Source organism: Vibrio sp. nBUS_14, assembly GCF_051201655.1.
GTDB lineage: Bacteria > Pseudomonadota > Gammaproteobacteria > Enterobacterales > Vibrionaceae > Vibrio.
On the sequence record NZ_CP179206.1, the window covers coordinates 3,378,218 to 3,403,565 of the forward strand.

General features: G+C 45.6%; 22 protein-coding genes. 6 read left to right on the top strand and 16 right to left on the bottom strand.

Going from position 1 to position 25,348, the window contains the following annotated elements; genetic code table 11:
• Positions 1-163: 163 nt before the first annotated feature.
• From ACMAZD_RS15980 to kefG, 5 genes are all read right to left on the bottom strand, one after another.
• Positions 164-1,129 carry an isoaspartyl peptidase/L-asparaginase family protein gene (locus tag ACMAZD_RS15980; RefSeq protein WP_435247909.1) on the bottom strand — a complete coding sequence of 322 codons (966 nt, stop codon included), beginning with the start codon at positions 1,127-1,129 and terminating at the stop codon, positions 164-166.
• Positions 1,130-1,348: 219 nt separating this feature from the next.
• Positions 1,349-1,897, bottom strand: coding sequence for a peptidylprolyl isomerase (gene slyD, locus ACMAZD_RS15985; protein WP_435247910.1), 549 nt, complete (start codon positions 1,895-1,897; stop codon positions 1,349-1,351).
• 94 nt (positions 1,898-1,991) lie between these two features.
• Positions 1,992-2,192: a YheV family putative zinc ribbon protein gene (locus ACMAZD_RS15990; RefSeq protein ID WP_020477226.1), complete on the bottom strand. Its 201-nt coding sequence runs from the start codon at positions 2,190-2,192 to the stop codon at positions 1,992-1,994.
• A 146-nt stretch (positions 2,193-2,338) separates the two neighbouring features.
• Positions 2,339-4,135: a glutathione-regulated potassium-efflux system protein KefB gene (kefB, locus tag ACMAZD_RS15995; RefSeq protein WP_435247911.1), complete on the bottom strand. Its 1,797-nt coding sequence runs from the start codon at positions 4,133-4,135 to the stop codon at positions 2,339-2,341.
• Entirely contained in the window at positions 4,122-4,706 is a 585-nt protein-coding gene (gene kefG / locus ACMAZD_RS16000) for a glutathione-regulated potassium-efflux system ancillary protein KefG (RefSeq protein WP_435247912.1), read from the bottom strand. The genes kefB and kefG overlap by 14 nt, the downstream gene beginning before the upstream one ends.
• A 173-nt stretch (positions 4,707-4,879) precedes the next feature.
• Between kefG and ACMAZD_RS16005 the strand changes: the two genes are divergently transcribed.
• The 6 genes from ACMAZD_RS16005 (at position 4,880) to crp (ending at position 10,671) form a co-directional block, all read left to right on the top strand.
• A complete protein-coding gene (locus tag ACMAZD_RS16005) occupies positions 4,880-6,802 on the top strand; it encodes an ABC transporter ATP-binding protein (protein ID WP_435247913.1) in 1,923 nt (640 codons plus the stop codon).
• Positions 6,799-7,269, top strand: a complete 471-nt coding sequence (locus tag ACMAZD_RS16010) for a TIGR02444 family protein (RefSeq protein ID WP_435247914.1) — start codon at positions 6,799-6,801, stop codon at positions 7,267-7,269. The genes ACMAZD_RS16005 and ACMAZD_RS16010 overlap by 4 nt, the downstream gene beginning before the upstream one ends.
• 274 nt (positions 7,270-7,543) lie before the next feature.
• Entirely contained in the window at positions 7,544-8,536 is a 993-nt protein-coding gene (locus ACMAZD_RS16015) for a hydrolase (protein ID WP_435247915.1), read from the top strand.
• A 101-nt stretch (positions 8,537-8,637) separates the two neighbouring features.
• Positions 8,638-8,850, top strand: a complete 213-nt coding sequence (locus ACMAZD_RS16020; protein ID WP_435247916.1) for a YheU family protein — start codon at positions 8,638-8,640, stop codon at positions 8,848-8,850.
• Between the two features lie 77 nt (positions 8,851-8,927).
• On the top strand, positions 8,928-9,797 hold the full coding sequence (locus ACMAZD_RS16025; RefSeq protein WP_102465063.1) for a phosphoribulokinase: 870 nt from the start codon (positions 8,928-8,930) through the stop codon (positions 9,795-9,797).
• Between the two features lie 241 nt (positions 9,798-10,038).
• Complete coding sequence (crp, locus tag ACMAZD_RS16030) at positions 10,039-10,671, top strand: cAMP-activated global transcriptional regulator CRP (protein ID WP_004729651.1); 633 nt, start codon at positions 10,039-10,041, stop codon at positions 10,669-10,671.
• Positions 10,672-10,875: 204 nt separating this feature from the next.
• Here the strand turns inward: crp and ACMAZD_RS16035 are convergent, their stop codons facing one another.
• The 11 genes from ACMAZD_RS16035 to ACMAZD_RS16085 form a co-directional block, all read right to left on the bottom strand.
• Positions 10,876-11,667 carry a DUF1338 domain-containing protein gene (locus tag ACMAZD_RS16035; protein WP_435247917.1) on the bottom strand — a complete coding sequence of 264 codons (792 nt, stop codon included), beginning with the start codon at positions 11,665-11,667 and terminating at the stop codon, positions 10,876-10,878.
• Between the two features lie 258 nt (positions 11,668-11,925).
• Positions 11,926-13,383 carry a succinylglutamate-semialdehyde dehydrogenase gene (gene astD / locus ACMAZD_RS16040; RefSeq protein WP_435247918.1) on the bottom strand — a complete coding sequence of 486 codons (1,458 nt, stop codon included), beginning with the start codon at positions 13,381-13,383 and terminating at the stop codon, positions 11,926-11,928.
• A 39-nt stretch (positions 13,384-13,422) separates the two neighbouring features.
• Complete coding sequence (astA, locus tag ACMAZD_RS16045; protein ID WP_435247919.1) at positions 13,423-14,442, bottom strand: arginine N-succinyltransferase; 1,020 nt, start codon at positions 14,440-14,442, stop codon at positions 13,423-13,425.
• 107 nt (positions 14,443-14,549) lie between these two features.
• Positions 14,550-15,761, bottom strand: coding sequence for an aspartate aminotransferase family protein (locus ACMAZD_RS16050; RefSeq protein WP_435247920.1), 1,212 nt, complete (start codon positions 15,759-15,761; stop codon positions 14,550-14,552).
• A 465-nt stretch (positions 15,762-16,226) separates the two neighbouring features.
• Entirely contained in the window at positions 16,227-16,805 is a 579-nt protein-coding gene (locus ACMAZD_RS16055; protein ID WP_210446803.1) for an aminodeoxychorismate/anthranilate synthase component II, read from the bottom strand.
• 188 nt (positions 16,806-16,993) lie between these two features.
• Entirely contained in the window at positions 16,994-19,588 is a 2,595-nt protein-coding gene (locus ACMAZD_RS16060) for an ExeM/NucH family extracellular endonuclease (protein WP_435247921.1), read from the bottom strand.
• Positions 19,589-19,972: 384 nt separating this feature from the next.
• Positions 19,973-20,989 (bottom strand): tryptophan--tRNA ligase, encoded by a 1,017-nt coding sequence (gene trpS, locus ACMAZD_RS16065; RefSeq protein ID WP_010435234.1) that lies wholly within the window; start codon positions 20,987-20,989, stop codon positions 19,973-19,975.
• A gap of 176 nt (positions 20,990-21,165) precedes the next feature.
• Positions 21,166-21,852, bottom strand: coding sequence for a phosphoglycolate phosphatase (locus ACMAZD_RS16070; protein ID WP_435247922.1), 687 nt, complete (start codon positions 21,850-21,852; stop codon positions 21,166-21,168).
• A gap of 119 nt (positions 21,853-21,971) precedes the next feature.
• Entirely contained in the window at positions 21,972-22,646 is a 675-nt protein-coding gene (gene rpe, locus ACMAZD_RS16075; protein WP_029222055.1) for a ribulose-phosphate 3-epimerase, read from the bottom strand.
• A 200-nt stretch (positions 22,647-22,846) separates the two neighbouring features.
• Positions 22,847-23,695 (bottom strand): Dam family site-specific DNA-(adenine-N6)-methyltransferase, encoded by an 849-nt coding sequence (locus tag ACMAZD_RS16080; protein WP_435247923.1) that lies wholly within the window; start codon positions 23,693-23,695, stop codon positions 22,847-22,849.
• A gap of 69 nt (positions 23,696-23,764) precedes the next feature.
• Positions 23,765-25,282: an SPOR domain-containing protein gene (locus ACMAZD_RS16085; RefSeq protein ID WP_435247924.1), complete on the bottom strand. Its 1,518-nt coding sequence runs from the start codon at positions 25,280-25,282 to the stop codon at positions 23,765-23,767.
• Between the last annotated feature and the right edge of the window lie 66 nt (positions 25,283-25,348).

The window sequence follows — 25,348 nt, forward strand, 5'->3', positions numbered from 1 at the left end:
AATGGGTTCTAGTGACGCATATAGCTAGTCTCTCGTCCTCGATGTGTCAGTACATTTCAGGACGGGACATAGAAAACTAAAAGGGCGACAGATGCTTATCTGTCGCCCTTTTGTTTGTTTAGTCTGAACTAATACAACTAAAGTCAGTTAAACCAATACAAGCTTAGTCATCGGCATAAATCTTCACTTCCACACAGCCGTTAGTATCAACACTCGCGCGGTACATTCCTGAACTGTTCATACCGAAGTGAATATCACCTTGGCCATCGATAGCAATCAGGCCACCTTCGCCGCCCATGGTTTTCAGTTCACCTTGAATGATGTGTTCACAAGCGGTATGCACATCTTCTTTGAGATAACGCATTCGTGCTGCTACATCACTCGCGACCATCTTTCTAAGGAAGAACTCACCCATACCTGTCGTTGATACGGCCACGTTGCCATTTTCAGCAACAGTGCCTGCTCCAATGATTGGAGAATCCCCCACACGGCCGTATTTTTTATTGGTTACGCCACCAGTGCTGGTTGCGGCCGCTAAATTGCCTGCTTGGTCTAACGCCACCGCGCCAACCGTGCCGTACTTTTTATCATCAGAGTATTTCTGTGCTTGTTGCTCATCGTATTTTGCTTCAGACAGAGCAAAGATACCTTTCTCTTTCATTGACTGAAGTTGATCATAACGACGCTCAGTAAAGAAGTAATCCTGCTCGGTGAAAGTGTACTCATGCTCAAATGCAAACCTCTCTGCGCCTTCGCCAATCAGCAGTACGTGGTCGCTTTTAAGCATTACGTCACGTGCCAGCTCTATCGGATTTTTAATATGACGGACACCGGCAATAGCGCCTGCGTCCATTTCGCGACCATGCATAACAGAAGCATCCATCTCAACAAATTCATCATGAGTCAGAACCGAACCTTTACCGGCATTAAAGTGTGGGCTGTCTTCCATCACTTTAACCGATGCCACCACCGCATCCAGAGCATCACCGCCCGATTGCAGTACTTGATAGCCCGCTAAAACTGACTTTTCCAAAGCCTCGGTAATACTCGTTTTTAATTCATCGCTCATTTGCTCTCGTAAGATGGTGCCAGCACCGGCATGAATAGCAATTGAAAAAGGCTGTGACATGCGAACTCTCCATTGACGTCGTCTTATAATGTTGTGCTATAAATACCACATTCATGGTTTGATGTCTGATAGCGAAAACCAAACTTTTTACGAACGCTTAGATTTACGGACACTTAGTTCGGTAGATAAAAAGTCCGCTCAAAAAGCTCGGCTCCTAAACGAAGAAAGCCTCCACAAGGGAGGCTTTCAATATTCTTAAACTAAACCGTTAATTCGGTATTAGTGAGAACCACAGCTACCGCCGCCGCAGCAGTCGTCTTTTTTCTCTTCATCGTGGTCGTGACCGTGGCTGCCACAGCCGCCTTCTTGATGTACGTGACCGTGTTGAACTTCTTCTTCAGTCGCTTCACGAACAGCTACAACTTCAACGTCAAACGTTAGAGTTTGGCCAGCAAGCATGTGGTTACCGTCAACAACAACTTCGTCGCCGTCTACTTCAGTAACTTCAACTGGGATTGGACCTTGGTCAGTATCCGCTAGGAAACGCATGCCAACTTCGATTTGCTCAACACCTTGGAACACGTCAGCAGGAACACGTTGAACTAGGTCATCGTTGTGATCGCCGTATGCGTCTTCTGGAGTAACAGTTGCTGAGAACTTGTCGCCAGCTACTTTGCCTTCAAGCTCTTTTTCAAGACCTGTAATTAGGTTGTTGTGACCGTGAAGGTAATCTAGTGGAGCTTCTGCAGTTGATTGATCAACTACTACGCCATCTTCAAGTTTCACTTGATATGCAACACTAACTACTACGTTCTTTTCAATTTTCATGAGAGCTCCAAGGAGGTTTGGACTAAGCTCGAAAAGTTGAGCTTAGGAAAAATTCTGTACCGGGATATTATGGGGATCAATTAACGAAACTCAATCATTCTGGCTTAAAAATACCGATCATTTCTTGATTCGCGTGTTCAGATTTCTCTACAGTTTTCGGTTTACGCTGCTCGGTGAAGTCACAATCGACGCATTCAACCAGCTCGATATTATTTTCAACCCACCAGCGGAGTGTGTCTTGAGTACTGCAGCTTGGGCAGCTCGCCCCAGCGATAAAGCGTTTTTTCTGTTTCACGTTCATATCCTTTACTACTCTGGATTCGCAGTTCTTCTACTCGTCTCTGAGTTAAAGACTCTGTAGAGACCGCGTTTATTATTAGGGTGTATTGTTGTTGGTTATAATATCTGGGTTATCAGTTCTGAAGAGCTATTGACTCCAGACTATTGCCAGTAATTTCGAGATTGGTGATCGTTTTCCATCTCGTGCCCAAAAATCTCTTCGAGCTCTTTACGAGCCTCTTTCGCTCGCTGGGCTAACTCGGCATCTTCGTTATGCTGAGGAAGTAACTCTTTCAGCATACCATTATCCAATTTCCTAAAGTGTGCTTCTGCTCGCTTCGCTTTATATGGATGCATGCCAAGTTCGGTCAATGTTTGACGACCTAAATCTAATGCCCCAAGGAAGGTTTCACGCGAATAGTTACTCACACCGTGGTTAAGTAATTGATACGCTTCAACACGGCTTCGAGCACGCGCTAAAATCTTTAACTGTGGGAAGTGCTGCTTACACAAATCGACTGTCTTCATGATTTCATCGGGAGAGTCGGTACACAACACAATGGCCTCTGCCTTATCAGCTCCCGCCGCTCGTAACAGTTCAAGGTGAGTTGAGTCACCGTAAAATACCTTGTAGCCGAATTTTCTAAGGATATGTATTTGGCTGGCATCACTTTCAAGGACGGTGATACGAATCTTGTTGGCATACATCAGACGACCAATGATCTGACCGAAACGACCAAAGCCCGCAATAATCACTCGAGGGCTACGATCAACCACATCGGAAGACATCGCGCTTTCACTAATTTGATTAAGTTGACGAGCAAAGAATCGGTCTTGCAGCTTAAGCATCAATGGTGTGGTCACCATAGATAGGCTCACAACCACCAGTAAAAACGACACTTGGTCAACGCTTAAGATGCCTTGTGCACTCGCAGCGGTAAAAATAACGAAGGCAAACTCACCACCTTGACTGAGAATCATCGCCATTCGGCTACGTGCTTTAGCTTGAGTGCCAAAGATACGAGCCAGCGCATACAGCACCAAACCTTTCAATACGACCAGAGACGACACTGCGATAAGTATTGCGAATGGGCTTTCTGCCAGTAGACCGAGGTTTACAGCCATACCCACAGAGATAAAGAACAGACCAAGCAGTAACCCTTTGAATGGGTCAATCGCGATTTCTAACTCGTGTCGATACTCACTTTCAGCCAGAAGTACGCCCGCTAAGAAAGTACCGAGTGCCATCGACAAACCAATCTGTTGCATGATGACAGCAATACCAATCACCAATAACAGCGCTGCGACAGTAAACAACTCACGCACACCGCTCATCACTACATATCGAAATAGTGGTCTTAATAAGAAGTGACCACCGACAAGCAAGCCAATCACACCGCCCAGCATCCACAGCATGTCAACCCAACTGCCTCCGGTATTACCAGCGAGTAAAGGCAGCATCGCCAACATAGGGATTACGGCAATATCTTGAAAAAGTAAGACTGCAAAGCCTGACTGCCCCGCTTCTTTACCACCAAGTTCTCGCTCTTCAATAACGCGTAAAGCAATAGCGGTCGAAGACAGCGCTAAACCCATACCTATTACCAGGCTGGTTTGCCAAGTTAATCCGAACATACAGGCGATGGCGGTAATAATCAGAGTAGTGATCAACACTTGTGCGCCACCCAATCCGAGAATCGGCGCTCTCATCTGCCACAGCTTTTTAGGGTTAAGTTCTAAACCGATGAGAAAGAGCAGCAGTACCACCCCGAACTCGGAGAAATGCAGAATCGCTTCGACATCACTGATTAAACCAAGCCCCCAAGGACCAATCGCTACGCCAGCTAATAGATAGCCAAGTACTGAGCCTAAGCCAGCTCGCTGCGCGATAGGAACCGCGACCACAGCAGCGGCTAAAAAAATAACGCTACTTTGTAGAAAATCGTTAGTCAGAGCCATCATTCGCTCCTATATATTGTAGCGGGTCTCGCAACCAGTTTCGATACGCTTCCGCGTGTTGATAACGCGTCATATCCGAGACGTTTCTTGCCCAATGTAGAACTAAAGGTGATATCCAGTGCATCTGACACAAAGCAGCGGTGAGTTCGAATGGTTGCAAGATCTCTTGTAATGGATATTTATTATAGCCTGCAGCACCAAACGCCTCTTCTTTACCACCGGTTGTGATAACGCTACGCCAGTGTTTACCCTTAAGCGCGCTTTGTTCACCAAACGCAAAACCTTTACCCAGTACGCGGTCAAACCACTCTTTTAATAATGAGGGACAGGAATACATAAACAGAGGATGTTGAAACACAATCACATCGTACTCGAGAAGTAATTCATGCTCATAAGGCACATCGATGAAGAAGTCTGGGTAGATGGCGTAGAGATCATGAATTTTGACATGACCAAGCGACTCTATCTTTTTAATCATCATCTGATTGGCAATAGAAGTTTGCGGCTCTGGGTGTGCGTAGATGATCAACACCTTTGGCACGACTTTGTCTGTCGAGGGAGTATTACTCATTCCTTTGAAACATTCCTTTGAAGGCTAAACGGTGGCAAGGCCACAAGAATTTAAGCAAAAGTTATTAATATGTTATTGGCATCATAACGCAAATTGCATTGTGATCGACTTTTATCTGTTTTCAGCCTACTATGCAGGCGTCTGTTCACCTCTAATTTCTATGCTATCTCTATATGATTACTTTCTCCGATATTCAATTGCTACGCGGCGGTAAGCCACTCCTTGACCAAGCATCTGCAACTCTTCACCCTAGCGACAAGATCGGTTTGGTTGGTAAAAACGGCTGTGGTAAATCTACGCTGTTCGCCTTAATCAAGGACGAACTGTCTATTGATGCAGGCTCATTCAGCAAACCAGCTCATTGGGAAATGGCTTGGGTTGCTCAAGAAACGCCTGCATTAGAAAGAACAGCAATTGAATACGTGATCGATGGCGACCGTGAATACCGAGGCCTTGAAGATCAACTAGAGGAAGCGGAAAAAGCTGACAACGGCACCTTGGTCGCAGAGATCCACGGCAAGATCGAAACCATTGGTGGTTACAGCATCAAGGCACGCGCTGCCGAGTTGTTGGATGGCCTAGGCTTTAGCCAAGAACAAATGACATGGAACCTGACTAAGTTCTCTGGTGGTTGGCGTATGCGTTTGAACCTAGCGCAAGCTCTACTGTGTCGCAGTGACTTATTGCTGCTTGATGAGCCTACCAACCACTTGGATTTAGACGCAGTAATGTGGCTAGAGCGCTGGTTACAAACCTACCCGGGCACGCTAGTGCTTATCTCGCACGATAGAGACTTCTTAGACCCTATCGTCAACCGTATCGTCCATGTTGAAAACCAACAGCTTAACGAATACACGGGTAACTACTCATCGTTTGAAACTCAACGAGCGCAAAAGCTGCTTCTGCAACAAGCGATGTTCCAGAAGCAGCAGAAGCAAATGGCTCACATGCAGAGCTACATTGACCGTTTCCGCTACAAAGCTTCAAAGGCTCGCCAAGCGCAAAGCCGTATTAAAGCGCTTGAGAAAATGGAACAAGTGTTACCTGCTCAGTTTGATAACCCATTCAGCTTTGAGTTCAGAGAGCCAGATGCGCTACCAAACCCAATCATGATGATGGACGAGGTATCTGCAGGCTACGACGACAATCTTATACTAGAAAAGATTCGCCTAAATCTCGTTCCGGGTAGCCGAATTGGTCTACTTGGTCGAAATGGCGCAGGTAAATCAACGCTCATAAAACTGCTTTCAGGTGAATTGAAGCAGCAAGGCGGTGAACTGAGCTATTCGCAAGGCATTAAAATTGGCTACTTCGCACAGCACCAATTAGAAACGCTGCACCCAGAAGAAACACCGTTGCAACACATGATGCAGATTGCGCCTAAGCACACAGAACAACAACTGCGTGATTACCTAGGTAGCTTTGGCTTCCAAGGTGAAAAAGCACTGGATAAAGTGGCGCCATTCTCAGGTGGTGAAAAAGCGCGTTTGGTATTGGCGCTACTGGTATGGCAAAAGCCTAACCTATTGCTACTCGATGAACCAACTAACCACTTGGATCTCGACATGCGTCAGGCGCTGACTTTTGCATTGCAGACGTTCGAAGGCGCGATGATTATCGTATCGCACGACCGTTACCTACTGCGTGCTACCACCGATGACTTATATCTAGTACATGATCGCCAAGTGGCACCGTTTGATGGTGACCTAAGCGATTACTACAAGTGGCTAACTGAACAACAAAAAGTTGAGCGCAAAGAAGCGCAAGCATTGGTACCAGCGAAAGACGGCACCAACAGTGCAGCTGCGAAAAAAGAGCAGAAACGCAAAGAGGCCGAGTTCAGAAAACTAACTGCACCACTTCGTAAAAAGCTAACTCAATTTGAAAAGCAAATGGATAAGCTGACGCAGGCTCTTGAAGAAGCCGAGCAAGAATTATCCGACACTTCACTGTATGAAGCTGAAAATAAGGCTAAACTGAACAAAGTGCTCGCTCTACAAGCGAGCAGTAAGTCACAGCTAGAAGAAGTTGAAATAGATTGGATGTCCACTCAAGAAGAGCTTGAGCAGATGGAACAGGATATGGATAGCTTATGAGCCCAGAGCACGCCCCAATATCACTAACACTGGAACGACTATGGCAATTTAGCCTTCAGTATTACAGTGTGCGCGGTGTAAAGGATGCGTGCCTAGCTTTGCAAAACCAGTTCCACGGCAACGTCAATCTACTGCTGCTTCTCAAATGGCTTGATGAGCAACAATTGTCTTTTTCCGAAGAAGAGTGGCACAAGGTACAACAGTGCTTAAGCCGCTCTGAAACCCTGCTTCATAGCTATCGAGAGCTGCGTAAGCACCTCAAACCTCAAGTCGTCGATTCCCTCTACCGTGAAGCTCTCCAATTTGAACTTCAGTTAGAGAAGCAACAGCAATCTGATCTCGTCGACTGCATTAACTCTCTTCAGCTTACGGCTAACCAGCAATCACCACTCGCTTTTCAATACTGTCGTTTATTGGGGGCTGAAAACCTCTACGACGCTTTTTCTGAACCAGCACCTCAACCCTAACGCGTTTACTTTCTCTTATCTTCAATCAAGATCCAAGCTTACCTTGGTAGTATCGCTCTTCATTTTCACACGGGATTGGCGCGCATGATTGGCAATATGTTTGAAGCTCAATCTCGAAAATATTCAACTAGTTACCTACGCCCTGTTTTTGTAACCCGTATCAGTGAAACCCTTGCACTTATACCGAGAATCAACCAAGCTCAAATAAAAACGTGGGCGTTTCGCCAAAAGCTCAATACTTTACAAAGCCCATAAAAGAAGCATGGACTGTTTTATGACAATATTTACCGCAGCCGCTGGTTTATCGAATCCGCACTTACAAACCTTAGTGCCACGGTTTATTAGAAAGCAGGCATTGTTTGACCCTCAATGGCAAACCTTAGAAACACCCGACGGTGACTTTCTCGATCTTGCTTGGAGCGAAACGCTAGAGGGTGACACCCCAAGTAATGAGGTTCGAAGTAACAAGCCGATATTCGTTCTATTCCATGGCTTAGAGGGAAGCTTTGAAAGCCCTTATGCCAACGGACTGATGAATGCCTTTGCTAAAGATGGCTGGCTATCAGTGATGATGCACTTCAGAGGCTGCAGCGGAAAGCCCAATCGCTTGGCTCGCGCTTACCATTCAGGTGAAGTCGAAGATGCGCGCTTTTTCCTAAGACATCTACACGCCCAGTTCCCCAATAACCCTAAGGTAGCGGTTGGTATCTCTTTGGGCGGTAACATGCTGGCGAACTATTTGGCTGAGTACGCGGACGACCCATTGCTGTCGGCGGCGACGATTGTCTCTGCACCTTTTGATCTGGCTTGTTGCTCTAGTCGTATTGAGCGAGGTTTCTCTAAGCTCTATAAAAAGTACCTGCTCAACTCTCTCAAATCTAATGCCTTGAAAAAGATTAAGCTGCTGCAAGAAAAGCTCGGTATCACCGCCGAAACCATTAAGAAGATAGACAAGCTGTATGAGTTTGATGAACGGATTACTGCGCCTCTGCACGGGTTCAAGAATGCTCAGGACTACTATGCCCAATGTTCTGCATTGCCTAAATTGAATCGGATTAAACTGCCCACACAGATCATTCATGCGAAAGACGATCCTTTCATGACCGATGATGTAATTCCAAAATTCGTTCTACCGGACAATATCGATTATCGTCTGTTTCAAAAAGGCGGCCATGTGGGGTTCATTACTGGTAGCACGCTCAAACCAAGGTTTTGGTTAGAAGAAGCATTACCCGCCTACTATGAAAGTATTCAAGATTCGGCATAATGGCGAAGCCTTTGTTAAGGGCTGAGTGGTAGACACACTGATCAACACATCAATAAACCTATTAATGAACATATCCATGAACATAAAAGAGAGAAGTATTTATGATCATCCCATGGCAAGACATCGCACCAGAAACGCTGGAAAACCTCATTAAAGAATTCGTGCTGCGTGAAGGCACAGACTACGGTGACGTAGAGGTTTCACTGCAAAACAAGATTGACCAAGTGAAACATCAATTAGCCTCAAAGGAAGTCAGCATCGTGTTTTCTGAGCTCCATGAAACCGTTGATATTCAAGTCACAAAATGCTTCTAAGCTGCGCTCATACAGGAGCCGTGTTATAGTGGTAAACGATTGCTAACAAGTAAGTTACTCAAAAGACAAGGGTTGTCATGTCCGCTAAACATCCAATTATTGCAGTGACGGGTTCATCTGGAGCCGGCACCACCACTACCTCAGAAGCCTTCCGTAAAATGTTCAATATGATGGACGTGAAGGCAGCTTGGGTTGAAGGGGATAGTTTCCATCGCTTCACTCGACCAGAGATGGATGTCGAGATCCGTAAGGCACGCGAACAAGGTAAGCACATCAGCTACTTTGGTCCACAAGCTAACGATTTTGGCGCATTAGAAGAGTTCTTCCGTCAATACGGTAATGAAGGCACGGGCAAAGTCCGCAGTTATCTACATACCTTCGATGAAGCCGTTCCTTACAACCAAATGCCTGGCACCTTTACGCCATGGCAAGAGATCCCTGAAAACTCGGATGTGATGTTCTATGAAGGCCTTCATGGTGGTGTAGTCGATGGAGACATTAACGTCTCGCAATACGTCGACCTGTTGATCGGCATGGTACCTATCGTAAACTTGGAGTGGATCCAGAAATTCGTTCGTGACACACGCGATCGTGGGCACTCTCGCGAAGCGGTGATGGACTCGATTGTTCGCTCAATGGATGATTACCTTAACTACATTACCCCGCAGTTTTCGCGCACTCATATCAACTTTCAGCGTGTTCCAACCGTAGATACATCGAATCCACTGAACGCCAAAGGGATTCCAAGTTTAGACGAAAGCTTCGTGGTTATACGTTTGCGCGGTATCAAAAACGTCGATTTCCCTTATCTTTTGGCTATGATTGATGGCTCATTTATGTCACGTCATAACACGCTTGTAGTGCCAGGAGGCAAAATGAGTTTTGCTATGGAGCTCATTGTAAGGCCAATCTTGCAACAACTCATCGAAACCGGAAAAATAGGTTAACAAAACGACATTCTGGTTGATTACTTTTCATACCGTGATCATGTGCACAATTTTGCGTAAAAAATCGTAGCTTGGCCACGATTAAAATCAAGAAATAGTACCTGAAAAAGGATACTATTCTTAAACGAGACACAAGATAGCTTGCAGCACTCAACGAGTGCTCTTATCCTAACTGAGTCAATTCAGGCTTAGCTAAAATACGGAAAGCGGCAAGCATACCCTGCAGAGGAAGTGAGATATTATGGTTCTAGGTAAACCTCAAACCGATCCAACATTAGAGTGGTTCCTTTCACACTGTCATATTCATAAGTACCCTTCAAAAAGTACTTTGATTCATGCTGGTGAAAAGGCAGAAACCTTGTACTACATCGTTAAAGGTTCTGTGGCTGTTCTTATTAAAGACGAAGAAGGTAAGGAAATGATTCTTTCTTACCTAAACCAAGGCGACTTCATCGGTGAACTTGGACTTTTCGAAGAAGACCAAGAGCGTACTGCATGGGTTCGTGCAAAATCTCCTTGTGAAGTAGCTGAAATTTCGTTCAAGAAATTCCGTCAACTTATTCAAGTGAACCCAGATATCCTAATGCGCCTTTCAGCGCAAATGGCAAACCGTCTACAAGTAACTAGCCAAAAAGTTGGTGACTTAGCGTTCCTTGACGTAACAGGTCGTATCGCTCAAACGCTACTTAACCTAGCGAAACAGCCAGATGCAATGACTCACCCTGACGGCATGCAAATCAAGATCACTCGTCAAGAGATTGGCCAGATCGTTGGTTGTTCTCGTGAGACAGTAGGACGTATCTTGAAAATGCTTGAAGAGCAGAACCTAATTTCTGCACACGGTAAGACTATCGTGGTATACGGCACTCGTTAATCTCGATTAGCTGAGCCAAAAATTTGAAAGCCACCAAATGCAAATTTGGTGGCTTTTTTGTTTTCCAAGGTCTAGAGAGCAGATACAAGATACAAGATACAAGATACAAGATACGAATGGGACAGTTACTGCTTCCAAGCGCAAACACTTTCGAAGCGAAGCGTAACCGTATCTCTAGGGCAAAGCACATGCTCGTATCTTTCTTTAACCGTTGGTGCTTTCGAAGATCTTATCCGCTGATGCTGCAACGAATCCTGTATAAAGCTCACCATTGGCCATCGCATAACGCTTAGCGAACTCATAGAAACCACCGGGAATCATCTCATTGCCTTCAACAAATGAAACTGGGACTTTGTCTGCCATTGTTGATGATTGCTCTAATAAGACCTCTGGAGAGCCTTTAACCTCACCACCAGACGCATTGACCGTGAAGCCTGACTCGCTCAGGTAATCATTCACTGACTGCACTTCATCAAAAGCGTCGAGTTGATTAACACTCACCGTAAAGTGGTTTGCACCGTAACCATGAGCTGCGAGCCAAGAAGCGTATTCACTCTCTTTTGCTAGCACTTGGAAATCTGCGAAATTCAAATCCCAAAGACGACCACCAAACAAGAATTCATGGCCTTGAAGCTTACTTGCGTCAACTTGCTCAACCAACTTAGCAACAATCTGTTGCAGATCACTTGAACACTCTTCTACTTTCAACTCACTAATGAACACTTTTGGTTGGTTTGGATCTGGGTGCTCGTAGTGCTTAGCCACTAGCTTCTTGCTCTCAAATAAGTAATCGCCACACGCCTTGTAACCTAACTCAAAGAAAGGTTTAGCCAATGTTTCAATACCTAGCGGTGCAACATTGAAAGTACGCAGTGCAATGTGATCATTAATCAGAGCTTCGTCTTCTTTCAGCAAGTGATGCACTTTCTCAGCCGATGGACACAGCCTGTGAATATAATCGTCCCATAGTGATTTAAAGAGTAGATCGGGCGTCATGGTGACTCCTTGTTAGAGGTTCTAGCAAGCTAGTAATTTGGATTAGAAAGGAAGAGGCTGGACATAGAGTCAGCAGCCATCAGCCTGTGACATACTTGTTCTATTATTATCTACCGCCCAATCGAGGTGTCGGACGTGGGTGAAAAGAGGAAGCGATAACACCGCTTCCTTATTACACAATTAACCAATGAATCTGTTATTCATGAACCTAGAGCTCATAAGCTTGTGATTCATCAAGTTATAGCTTAAAAGCCAAAACTACAGCTCAATACCAGGGCTAAACGTAGCTGGCAGTTGAGTTTCACCACCTTCCATTGACGCCATTGGGTAAGCACAGTAGTCCGCCGCGTAGTAAGCACTTGGGCGTAGGTTGCCTGAAGCACCCGGGCCGCCAAATGGTGCATCACCACTTGCGCCTGTTAGCTGGCGATTACGATTAACAATACCCGCACGGATATGATCAACGAAGTATTCCCACTCTGAATCGTCTGTTGATACTAAACCGGCAGACAAACCAAAGCGCGTGTCATTAGCCAATTCAACCGCTTGCTCTAGCGATTGATAACGAACCACTTGCAGCAATGGGCCGAAGTACTCTTCATCTGGCAACTCAGCAATGTTGGTTGCATCGATAATACCCGGAGAAACAAACGCCGCTTCGCCCGCTTTTGCTTCGACTAGGCTTACACCACCTAGTGATTGCAGATTAGCTTGCGCGTCCAGAATGAACTTAGCTGCCGCTTCAGAGATTTGTGGGCCCATGAAGGGTGCGGGCTCAGCGAATGGCTGCTCAACACGAATCTTCAAGGTAGCCGCAACGAGCTTATCGAGCAATTGATCGCCCTTCTCGCCAACAGGAACATACAAACGACGAGCACATGTACAACGTTGACCCGCACTGATGAAAGCCGATTGAATGATGGTATAAACCGTCGCGTCAGCATCACCAAACTGGTCACTGATCACCATCGGGTTGTTGCCACCCATCTCTAGCGCCAGCATCTTGCCCGGTTGACCTGCGAATTGACGGTGAAGGATATGACCGGTATTAGCACTACCCGTGAATAGCACGCCATCAAGACCTTTAGCATCGGCTAGTGCAATACCTGTCTCTTTCGCGCCTTGCACTAGATTGATCACACCAGCAGGAAGGCCAGCTTCTTGCCATAGCTTCATCGCAAACTCACCCGTCCAAGGTGTCTGCTCTGACGGCTTAAATACCACGGTATTACCCGATAATAGAGCTGGAACAATATGACCGTTTGGTAGGTGACCAGGGAAGTTATAAGGGCCAAATACCGCCATTACACCTAATGGACGATGGCGCAATACGATTTGGTTACCTGCCGCTTCACGCGAAGCTTCGCCCGTACGTTCGTGGTAAGCACGAATAGAGATAGCGATCTTACCCGCCATTGCGCCCGCTTCAGTGCGAGTTTCCCAAATCGGTTTACCCGTCTCTTTTGCAATAATCTGTGCAATCTCTTCGCTGTTCTCTTTTACCTTCTCAGCAAAGTTCAACACGACCGCTTCACGCTCAGCAAAGCTCAGTTTTTTCCAAACTAAGAACGCGTCACGAGCCGCTGTTACTGCAGATTCAACCTGCGCTGGTGTTGCACTATCGCCTTGCCACACGACTTCATTATTGTATGGACTTACTGATGTCATGGCATCGCCTTGACCTGCCACCCACTGTCCTGCTATCCACTGAGTCATACTTCTATCCTTAAAATCTTCGACAGATAATCGCCGCTCTTATTGAGCCAACATGCGAACGAATTCGCCTTCTTTTACTTCAAGAGCGCTTGCTACTTCAGATGATAAAATCACTGTGTCGCTTGCTTGGTCATACGCGCCTTTCGCGGCTACTGCGCGGAAGTTCTCAAACGAGGTATTACCAATTAGGAAGTCTTTAGAGCTGGAGTGCTCTGCAATTTTCACCTGAGCTCGAATCGCATGACGCACTGATTCAATGTTTCTTAAATCACACTCAACCGTTGGGCCTGCATCAAAGATGTCGACATAACCGCGGTTAGTGAAACCTTCACGTTCCAACAACTTAAGTGCTGGGCGTGTATTATCATGTACCTCTCCAATCACCGCCTGAGCCTCTTTGCTCAGTAGGTTCACGTAGATAGGCAGCTTCGGCATTAGGTCAGCAATAAAGCCTTTCTTACCGATACCGGTTAGGTAATCTGCAAGCGTGAAATCAATTGAGAAGAAGTGCTCTTGCAGCCATTGCCAGAAAGGTGAGTTACCTTCCGCATCCGATACACCACGCATCTCAGCAAAAATCGTTTTCGAGAAACGCTCTGGGTGCTCAGACATGATCAGGAAGCGACACTTCGACATCAAACGACCATTCAATCCACCACGGAAAGCTGGGCGCAAGAACAGTGTGCAGATCTCACTGCATCCTGTGTAGTTATTACCGAAAGTCAGTAACTTCACGACGTTATTCACGCCAAGCTTTTGCGATGAGTGAACCACTTTGCTGATGTGGTAAGAGTAAAACGGAACATCCCAGCCAATTGAGGCTTCGATGCCTGTCGTGCCAGCGACTTCTTCCGTTTCAGTGTCGAAGCCAACCATTAGGTAGCCTTCATCACCAGGTTCAGTCACGTCTTGCTTAGCAAAGCTGTATTCAGAATGAGTAATTCGGTTGGTTAACAGTTCTTCGTTAACCGGAAGAGATGTGAATCCGTGACCAGATTCAACCGCGCAAGTATGCAGCGCATCGTAATCAGATAATTTTATTGGGCGAACAACTAGCATCAATATTCCCTCCAGATGCAAAACAGGCCCAAAACCAGAAGCTTGGGCCTTTAGCAGTACGTCATGGGATCGCTCTAATGGCGATCATTCCTATGACGCCGCTCAGGCTAAACTAACGTAGCGATTGCTTTGTCTAGTTTTGATAAACCTTCTTCAATTTCTTGCGTAGTGATAACCAGTGATGGTGTGAAACGAACCACGTTTACACCCGCAACCAGTACCATCAAGCCTTGTTCGCCTGCTGCTACTAACACATCACGAGCACGACCTTGCCATGCTTCATTAAGCGCAGCGCCTAATAATAGGCCTTTACCGCGAACTTCACTGAATATTTGGTATTTGTCGTTAATCTTAGCTAAACCATCACGGAACATAGCTTCACGTTCTTTCACACCAGCCAACGTTTCAGGTTGGCTTACTACGTCAACAACTGCTTCTGCAACGGCACACGCTAGTGGGTTACCACCGTAAGTAGAACCGTGCGTACCCACTTTTAGGTGTGTCGCCAGTTCAGACGTTGTTAGCATTGCACCGATAGGGAAACCGCCACCTAGTGATTTCGCTGTGCTTAGGATATCAGGTGTCACACCTAGACCTTGGTAAGCGTAAAAGTTACCCGTACGGCCATTACCCGTTTGCACTTCATCAAAGATAAGCAGCGCATTGTGTTTGTCACACAGCTCACGAACCGTGTTCACGAACTCTGATGTTGGAGAAATGATACCGCCCTCGCCTTGCAGAGGTTCCATCATGATTGCACATGTGCGATCTGAGATGTGCGCTTCTAGCGCTGCAATATCGTTGTAAGGCAGGTGAGTTACATCGCCCGGTTTAGGACCGAAGCCATCAGAGTAAGCCTCTTGACCACCGACCGTTACGGTAAAGAAAGTACGACCGTGGAAACCTTGTTTGAATGCAATGATTTCAGATTTCTCAGGACCGTGAACATCTGCTGCCCAACGACGAGCTAGCTTCAATGCGGCTTCGTTCGCTTCTGCACCAGAGTTGGCAAAGAATACTTTTTCTGCAAAACATACGTCTGTTAGCTTCTTCGCTAGACGCAATGCAGGTTCATTGGTCATTACATTACTTAAATGCCAAATCTTGTTTGCTTGCTCAGTAACTGCGTTAACCATTGCTGGGTGACAGTGACCCAAACAGCTCACAGCGATACCACCAGCAAAGTCGATATACTCTCGGCCTTGTTGGTCCCAAACGCGTGCGCCTTCCCCTTTTACTGGGATCATTTCCATGGGGTTATAACAAGGTACCATCACCTCATTAAACAGACTACGTTCTACTTTTTTTTCCACTGTCATCGTACATTCCTTCTCGATACCGCAAGCTTCGCAAATAAGCGTACTGGTTCATAAGTGAGACAAAGATATTTTCTCTCGCCATAATCCCGCTGCAGCATTATATTTACATTTAATTAACGTTTTCAATAGTGGATTATTCTTTAGCCATCCCTAACAGCCAGCTAAACGTCACTACCCATGACTATTTATGCATCAATTAATCTGTTTTATGAAGCTTTTTCTACCTAAACGCATAACCAGTAATAGCAAAGCCTTACTGGCATTGCGGTATATAGGGTTCGAGACGAAATAAGGCGAATAATTTTGCATAGGCTAAAAACTTAGCCTGAAGAGAGAGAAATGTTATAAAAAGTGATCGGCGTCAGAGGAGTAAGAGACGCGTAGCGCCCGAATTTAAACGCTTAACGAATAGGCTAACAGGTTCAACTGGCTTATTTAGACGCAGAAAGAGTCAAATTTAAACACTCAACGCGCTAAGAAGTTAGCGAGAAGCTGGTGTCCTTGCTCTGTTTTAATCGACTCAGGGTGAAATTGCACGGCATCTATCGGCAAGGTTTTGTGTTGATAACCCATGATCTCATCCATACTGCCATCTTCAAATTCCGTCCAAGACGTCAGTTCAAAGCAGTCAGGCAGCGTGCCATTTTTCACCACTAGAGAATGGTAACGTGTCACGGTTAGAGGGTTATTAAGCCCTTGAAAAACACTCTTGCCATTGTGGCGTATTGGAGAGGTTTTACCATGCATCACTTGTCTGGCTCGCACTACTTCACCACCAAACACTTGAGCAATGGCTTGATGACCAAGACACACACCTAAAATAGGCAGCTTGCTAACGAAGTGTTCAATGACTTGCAGAGAGATTCCCGCATCATCTGGCGTACAAGGGCCTGGCGAGATAACAAGATGGCTAGGATTTAACGCTTCAATACCCGCAATATCAATCTCATCGTTGCGAACAACTTTCACAGTGACCCCTAACTCACAGAAATACTGATACAAGTTATAGGTAAAAGAGTCATAGTTATCGATGATAAGTAACATGGGTCGAAATCGTTTGCTAAATACTAAATGATTGGGAGATATAGGGGCGGTATTGTGCAATACCCATGGCGAAAGGCAAGTGGAAACTGCAATTCGCTAATAATTAAGGCCAACCTAAGTTGACCTTAATTGTTTACAGATAACTGTCAATTACCTGAATCAGGTAGCTTGCATGGTTAACGATGTCGCTACTTACGACGACGCCACATTGCTAAGCCAAACAATGACATCAGTGCACCGAAGCCAAATGAACCGCCCACTCGCAGTTCAAGAACCGCAGGATCATGATCCGATGAACGGAAGTGATCTTGGTACTTAGGTAGGTCACCTTTGAACTCTTCGTTGTAGTCAAACAACGTCGACTCACCACCATTGATGTGCCAATCGGTCGCATCGACAACCCTATCTTTAAGGCTGTCACTGATCAACAAATGATCCAAGGCACCAACTTCATCATTGTATGAGTAGCTCCAGCTGTCTGGGTGCTTTTGAGCCACAGCATTAATGTAGCCGTAGTTTTTAGTAATCACCGCACCGCTGTCACCAAACTGCTCAACGCCGTCAATGTAAGTGTTACGCGCCGCTTTGATTTGCTTGCCGTATTTCTCTTCAGAGTAATCCGTCAGTACCAACATTGGATCTTCCATGCCGTATGAGTTCATATCACCCAGAATCACTTTATGGCCTTTGATGCCGTCTAGCGCTTCACCCAGTGCAACCGCAGCTGCCACACGGAAGTTCTCACATGAACCTTGCTTGTCGGCATCAACGCCACCTTGACCACCCTGCTCAACCGGCGCTGCATCTTCCCAACACTTAGAACCTTTCGATTTGAAGTGGTTGATCGCTACGGTGAGTTTCTCTTTGGTGCCTTTAACTTTAAAGGTTGGCGCCAATGAGTCGCGTTGGTAGTTTTTACCGTCTTCAATCACCTTGCCAGAATCGTCTAACACTTCTGGGGCTTGTTGACTTGGCATCGCGATAACACGGCTGTCTTTAAGCTTAACCACCTTCTTACGGTAGATAACGCCCGTTGTAATCACGTCAGTGCCGATCGAGTCCATCTCGTCGGTTACTCCATCCTCATTTGAATCGACAGCCACAAAGGTATAGCGGTCTTTCTTACGCTCAATACGATCGTTCAGTTGATTCACAAGCTGTTGAATTGCCGAACCTTCACCAAAGCCGTTGTTCTCAATTTCCATCAAACCAATGATGTCAGCGTCTAAGCGAAGAATCGCGTTCACAATCTTCTCTTGCTGCATCTCAAACTCAGTCATGGTATTCGCGCCACGATTGTTACCATGTTGATTCGCGTCGCCACCAAAAGGAGAGTTAAAGTAGTTCAAGACATTAAAGGTCGCGATACGCAGGTCGCCTTCATCCATATCAGGTTTGCCGGTACGTGGGTCATTACGTACAAAGTTTTCAGCCGAGATCTGGTTAGTTGTCACTAAGCGATACTCGCCGTAGCTGTAGGTCAGCACGCCTTCTAGGCCAACGATGGTGTCATCTATACGGATGTAGTCTTCCGTCGAGCCATCTTGGTCAATATCAGTACGGCCAAAATCTGAATAGAAAGGAACTTGTCCATCACCCGCTTTTTGATCGGTTTCAACGAAAAGACGACGGTCTGCGTTATCTTCCATTTGTTGTTTCGCGTCTTCAGAACCTGCTGCGAAAAGCTGGTTAGGTTGCATGTTAATACGCTCATGGGCCAGTACCATATTGTTACGACGACCTGCGTAGTCATAACCAAAGGTACGAGTGACACGCATATCAAGCGCTTCTGTTGTTTTCACCAACATGCCTTCATAGCGTTCAAGCGTTGCAGCGAAGTTTTCATCACTGTCTAGAGCTTCAATCGCCGTTGCTTCAGGCGCTTCTTGTTCGCCCTGTTTTAGCCATTGGTTGTTTTCAACTTTAAGCTGAGTATGGCCGTAGTATTCTTGAACCTTACCTTTCACACACACTACATCGCCCGCAGCCAGTTCTGAGCTCGATTGATTCGTATAGATAAATAGACCTTCAGAAGTGCTTGAATTGAAGTCATCCTCAAGTGCTTGCAGGTAGAAGCCTTTGGTTATGCCCGTTGTCACGGCACTCACAACACCTTTTAAGAAGTACTCATCGTCAGTGATGTACGGGTAGCCATCAATGAACGGTGATGTTAGGCCCTCGCCTTGGATCTCTTGAATGGTTGTGAATACTGGATCAGAGCCATCTTGTGTACAAGTGAACGCTTCTGGTAGTTCAACAATGTCTAGTGAACCTAGCCCTTCAATACTGTCTTTTGGTAACGATACCCATTGTGAAGCATCGAATGTTGCCGAAGGGATTTGTGTCGCTCGAACCAAAGTAACATCTTTACCCCAATCCACATCGCCCATTAAACCAACAACATCATGTACCGAACCATCTGAATTCAAGATAGCTAGCGGGTCGTCACCGTTATGATTAGCGATAGAAGCATTAATGATGTCAGCTTTAGCTTTAATCTCATCACTCGCACTAGAATGCGCGACCACAAGTACTCCACCGGGCGCTAAAACGTGGCCATCTAAAGGTAAAGTGGCGCCCCATAATCCGTTGCCATTCGCAGACTTCGCCAGCGAGTAACCATCTAAATTCATGCTGCTATCGCCGTTATTAGCAATCTCAACCGCTTTGTTGTAGCTGCCGCCTTCCACATATTGTGAAATAAACAAATCAGCGTGTGCACTTGCTGTTAGCAAGCTACCAATTGCCACTGCTAGCAATGAAGGTTTGTGTAAAAGAGCCATCCGTTTCACCTGAGTTCATCGATTTATAATTACTGCCGTCTATGGACAGTCATGTATTTTGTGGTAACTATCAGGTTTATTTATGAAAGGAATAAGTCAGTTAGCAAGAAAATGAGGAACTTATCACTTAATAATCATCAATTGTTTGGCACGTTATGTATTTCCAACATATATAGAAACGAGTTCAATTTTATAAAGCTTGAGAGCTGTGAATAAGATCAATAACACAGCATTAATAAATTAAATGTGTTAAACGGAAATGTATAAATTCTCAATTCAAACAAGGTTTTTGGGGCAAGTTCAAATAAGACGGGCACTAAAAAGCCCAAAGTAAACAAAGTCTACTTTGGGCTCAAATTCTCAAACGAGTTGTTTTAGTTCACTCTAAGGGCGAGTAACAAAACCTACCGCTTCGTATGCTTTTTTCAGAGTCACTGCAGCACGCTCAGACGCTTTTTCAGCACCCGCTTTCATTACTGCGTCCATGTAAGCACGATCAGCACGGATACGGTGGTATTCAGATTGAATCGGCTCAAGCATCTCAACCAATGCTGCGCCTACATCTTTCTTAAATGGACCGTACATTTCAACGCCTTGGTATTGCGCTTCGATCTCTTCAAACGTTTTACCCGTCGCCGCAGAGTACAGACCCATTAGGTTAGAGATACCCGCTTTGTTTTCCCAATCGTGAGCAATACGTGGTGGTGTTTCTGCATCCGTTTGCGCTTTGTTGATCTTCTTGATAATCGACTTAGGCTCTTCTAGCAGAGTAATCACGTTCTTACGGTTATCGTCCGACTTAGACATCTTCTTAGTCGCGTCTTGCAGGCTCATTACACGTGCATTCACTGTTGGAATGTAAGGTTCTGGCACTTGGAAGATTGGCGTTTCAGGGCCGTAAATGTTGTTGAAACGAGTTGCGATATCACGCGCGAGCTCTAGGTGTTGTTTCTGGTCGCTACCTACAGGCACTTGATGTGCACCGTAAAGCAGGATATCTGCGGCCATTAACACTGGGTAGTCGTATAAACCTACGTTTACGTCGTTTGAGTGACGTGCAGACTTATCTTTAAACTGAGTCATACGGCTCAGCTCACCCATTTGTGTGTAACAGTTAAGAAGCCAACCAAGTTGAGCATGCTCTGGTACGTGTGACTGAACAAATAGCGTGCTCTTCTTTGGATCAACACCGACGGCAAGACAGATTGCTAGTGCGTCTAGAGTCGCTTCATGCAGTGCTTTCGGGTCTTGGCGAACCGTAATTGCGTGAAGGTCTACAACACAGTATTGGCAATCGTAATCATCTTGCATCTGTTGCCATTGACGTAGAGCACCCAAGTAGTTACCGATACTTAGTTCACCAGATGGTTGAACACCACTCAATACGATGGGCTTGCTCATGGTTTTAATTCCTTTGCTTATTCGCTTAGCGTCTTAACAACTCAGTTTTTAATAACTTCGTCAAAACATAGCTTCTTAACTTTAAAATAGAAAAGCCGCACAGCTCTTCTGTACGGCTCATCCAGTGTACTCATTGATAAGTATTTTGCTAGTAGGTTAGCTAACTTTTGTCCGCTTTATGCTGAAACTAGAACGACATCTAGTAATTGCGCGACGTTATCCGCAACATAGTCAGGGTTTGATGCTGAAATAGGCTCACCGTGGTTGTAGCCGTAAGTCAGACCAAACGAGTGACAGCCTGCATTCTTAGCGGCTTTGATGTCGTTGCTTGAATCGCCAACCATTAGCATCTCGTCAGCCTTAACATTGTGCTTTTCTAGCAACCAATTCAGCGCCACTGGGTTCGGCTTTTTCTCTGGGAAAGAGTCGCCGCCCAACACATCAACAAAGTACTTATCGATACCGTGCTGCGCCAGAACGTCTGGTACAAATTTCGATGGCTTGTTGGTAACAAGTGCCATAGTGAAACCCGCTTTGTCTAGCTCTGCTAGCGTCTCTTTAACCGATGGATAAAGGTGACTTAGTTTGTGGCCGCCCTGCTCGTAGAAATCATCAAACAGGATACGCGCTTTCTTTAGCAGCTCAGGCTCTAGGCTTGGATCTACGGTAAGGTTGCGGCTCAGTGAGCGTCCGATAAGAACATCAGCACCATTACCCACATAGTCGCGAACTTGTTCTTCACTTACTGAAGAAAAACCCAGTTCCTGACAAGCTTGGTCAGCGGCGACAGCCAAATCAGGCACGCTATCTAACAAGGTTCCATCCAAATCAAAGGCGATCAGTTTTATTGAGCTTAATGACATCTTACTTTCCTATTTATAATTGTCGTCTTATGAGTTGAGCTATAAGACGTAAAAAAGGGGCCAATGAGCCCCTTAATCTAAATTTTTTGATTTTAGGTCAACAGACCTTAGTTCTACTTTTATGCGTTAACTTTTGCAAGCTCTGCACGCATCTCATCAATCACTTCTTTATAATCCGGTTGATTGAAGATAGCGGAGCCTGCAACGAACATATCTGCGCCCGCTTCTGCGATTTCACGGATGTTATCAACCTTCACGCCGCCATCAATCTCAAGGCGGATATCACGGCCAGATTCGTCAATAAGTTTACGTACAGCGCGTAGCTTATCAAGCGTGTGTGGTATGAAAGATTGACCGCCAAAGCCAGGGTTCACTGACATCAGTAGAATCATGTCGACTTTGTCTAGGATGTAATCAAGGCAAGAAAGTGGCGTTGCTGGGTTAAGTACTACACCCGCTTTACAGCCGTGCTCTTTGATTAGCTGCAGAGTACGATCAACGTGCTCAGAGGCTTCAACATGGAAGGTAATCATTGATGCGCCGGCTTTAGCAAACTCAGGCACGATGCTATCTACAGGCTTAACCATTAGGTGAACATCGATAGGAGCAGTAATACCGTAGTCGCGCAGCGCTTTACAGATAGGTGCGCCAAAAGTCAGGTTAGGTACGTAGTGGTTGTCCATCACATCGAAGTGCACAACATCAGCACCGGCTGCGAGTACTTTCTCTACATCTTCACCAAGACGAGCAAAATCTGCAGACAAAATCGATGGAGCGATTAGAAAATCTTTCATACCAAACCTCTTAAGAGTGAGTAAATTGCGAATATCACCGCCTTGCTGACCTCTCATATACAAATACAAGACTCAATCCCAAGGCTATTTGGTGTGCAATTCTACCTAAGCACCTAAGCAGATCCTAGCAGTTCGAAAGATTAGTTTATGAAAGTACCCGTTAGACACTTAATTTAATGAGTTCGAGGGTTATGCTGACCCTACAATTCTGCTGAAGCGTGTTGCTGGTTTTTCTCTTTATGAAAAAGTGCCAGTAGCTCATCGACTTTATTGCGCCCTGCGCCATTACGGCTAATGGTACGTTTAACCTTGACCACGTTCAGTTCTGCACCATGGTATAAGCGGCGCGTTAAGGTGGTGTCATGGTTTGAGATCAAGACAGGGATACCTCGCTCCATTGCCGCTCTTTCTGCAACATCAGCCAAGGCTGCTTGGTCATCTAAGCTGAAGCCATTACCCGCATAAGAGGTAAAGTTAGCGGTGCTAGACAATGGCGCATAAGGAGGATCACAATAAACCACACAGCCTTTACGGGCGCGGCTAAAAGTCTCACTGTAGCCTTCACAAACAAACGTCGCTTTTTTCGCTTTCTCAGAGAAAAACTCAAGCTCAGCTTCTGGGAAGTAAGGTTTTTTGTAAGAACCAAACGGAACGTTAAAACCACCTTTCTTGTTGTATCGACACAGGCCATTGAAGCCGAATCGGTTCATATACAAGAAAGCAAGCGAGCGATACATGACATTGTCGGTGCCATTGAACTCAGCTCGAATATCTAAAAAGACTTCTTTACGATTATTCTCAGGACAGAACCAGCGCTTCGCTTCAGATATGTAGGTTTCAGGGTCAGTTTTAAGAAGGTTGTACAAGTTGATAAGATCGGGATTGATATCCGCTAGCAAGTACTGTTCAAAATCAGTATTCAAAAACACCGAGCCGGCACCGACAAACGGTTCTACCAATTTTCGAGCAGGTGGCAGGTGACGCTGGATGTCTTCAACTAGGCCATATTTACCACCAGCCCATTTTAGAAAGGCACGCTGCTTTTTCATTTACTGCTCTATCTATCAACTCAAAAATAAGGCTGCGGAATGTAACATATTTTGAGGCTAAGCTCAGGGTTATTTCGCACGTTCTATCTCTCGATGCACTTGATTCATCGATTTTGCCCAAGGTTCCAACTGTTGAAGTGGTTTTGATAAAGCACTTACCGCGTCTCGCGCCACTTGAATCGTCGGGTAATCTTGATAAGTGATGATAAACCACTTGGTGTCATTACGAAGTGTCGGGTAAATACGAACCTTGCCCTCAACTTCATATTTTTCAATAAAAGACTGAACATCTTCTAATGACGTCATCGCGCTCAACTGTAAGGTGTAAGCGCGTGGCGAGATAGCTTGTAACTCTTCGCGAGCAAATGAGAAGGTGATCTTTTTCGTCGGCGGTGTTGATTCCGTGAGGTCAGCATCTTCATCAACCGAAGCTTGTGACTCATTTTTCGCCGCATCAGGTTGCGAGCTAACCTCTACACCTGTGTTTTCTTCAACGGCAGCATCAATCGCACTGGTATCGGCACTTTTCGGCTTATCATCCAGTAACGCATCAACCACATCAGAGGTAATAACCACGCGCTGCTGCTCTTGTTTCACCTCGCCAACACTGGCTGTACCTTCCACGACAACCGGTGGTAAAGATGAACTGTCATCGTCAGCACCTTGGTAGCTCATGTCACTATCAGCTTCAGAATCAACCGAGCCGTCGATTCCAGTTTGTTCTGTGCCACTTTCCACTTCAACCGTCGGGATAGCGGTCTGTTCTATCGGTACAATAAGAGACTGCGCTTTATCATCAGGGGTTGGCTGACTGAACATCCACCAGTAACCGCCGCCGATAACAACCAACAATAACGCCACCAAAATCGCGATATTGATAGGTGAACCAATAATTGAGCGAATAATAATCCTTTTTTCCACTTTCAATTCTCCTAAGGCCATTAACTCACCGGGCAAAGGTTGCGCTTTATTAAACGCACGTCGCACACGAGCTTCAGACTCATCATCAACATATCGAATCACCAGTGATTCAAAGAAATGTTCAGCTTCGGGTTGGGATAGGTTATCGATTTCTAGACCGATAGGCTTGTGTTGTTGACCGTAGCTCAGACGTGTTAACAGCGGGTCTAAATGGTCAGGTTCCGAGAAGAGAACGATATTGATCGTCCATTGAGGATTAGATTGAGCCTCAAGTACCAGCATCCACAGTTCGGAGACCAAGAGCTCTGAGAGTCGGTGGGCATCATCGATAACGATAACCACATGACACGAATCTCCATCCAGTAACCGTGCAAGGCTATCTGATAAAGAGTCATGTTGATTAAAGAGTGGATCAGAAACGATCTGGTTAAGAATTAGAGCTCGGTGTTGCTGATCATCTTGGCTTGGGTGACAAAGCAGTAAACACTGATTCTTTTCTGTCGACCACGCCTCTAGATAACGCTGAGCTAACCATGAACGGCCAGAGCCAGTTTTACCAGCGACCGTGATTAGGTTTGAGCCAAAGTTAGTCAAAAGCTGCAAGCGTTCTAATAGCTCAACTTGAGATTCTAACTCTAACACTCTTAATTCATGAGCCAAACTCATTGAGGATCCCTACTGATAAAATCGATCAGTAAAACGCTTCAGTTGCCTAGGGGTTAACTAGACAAC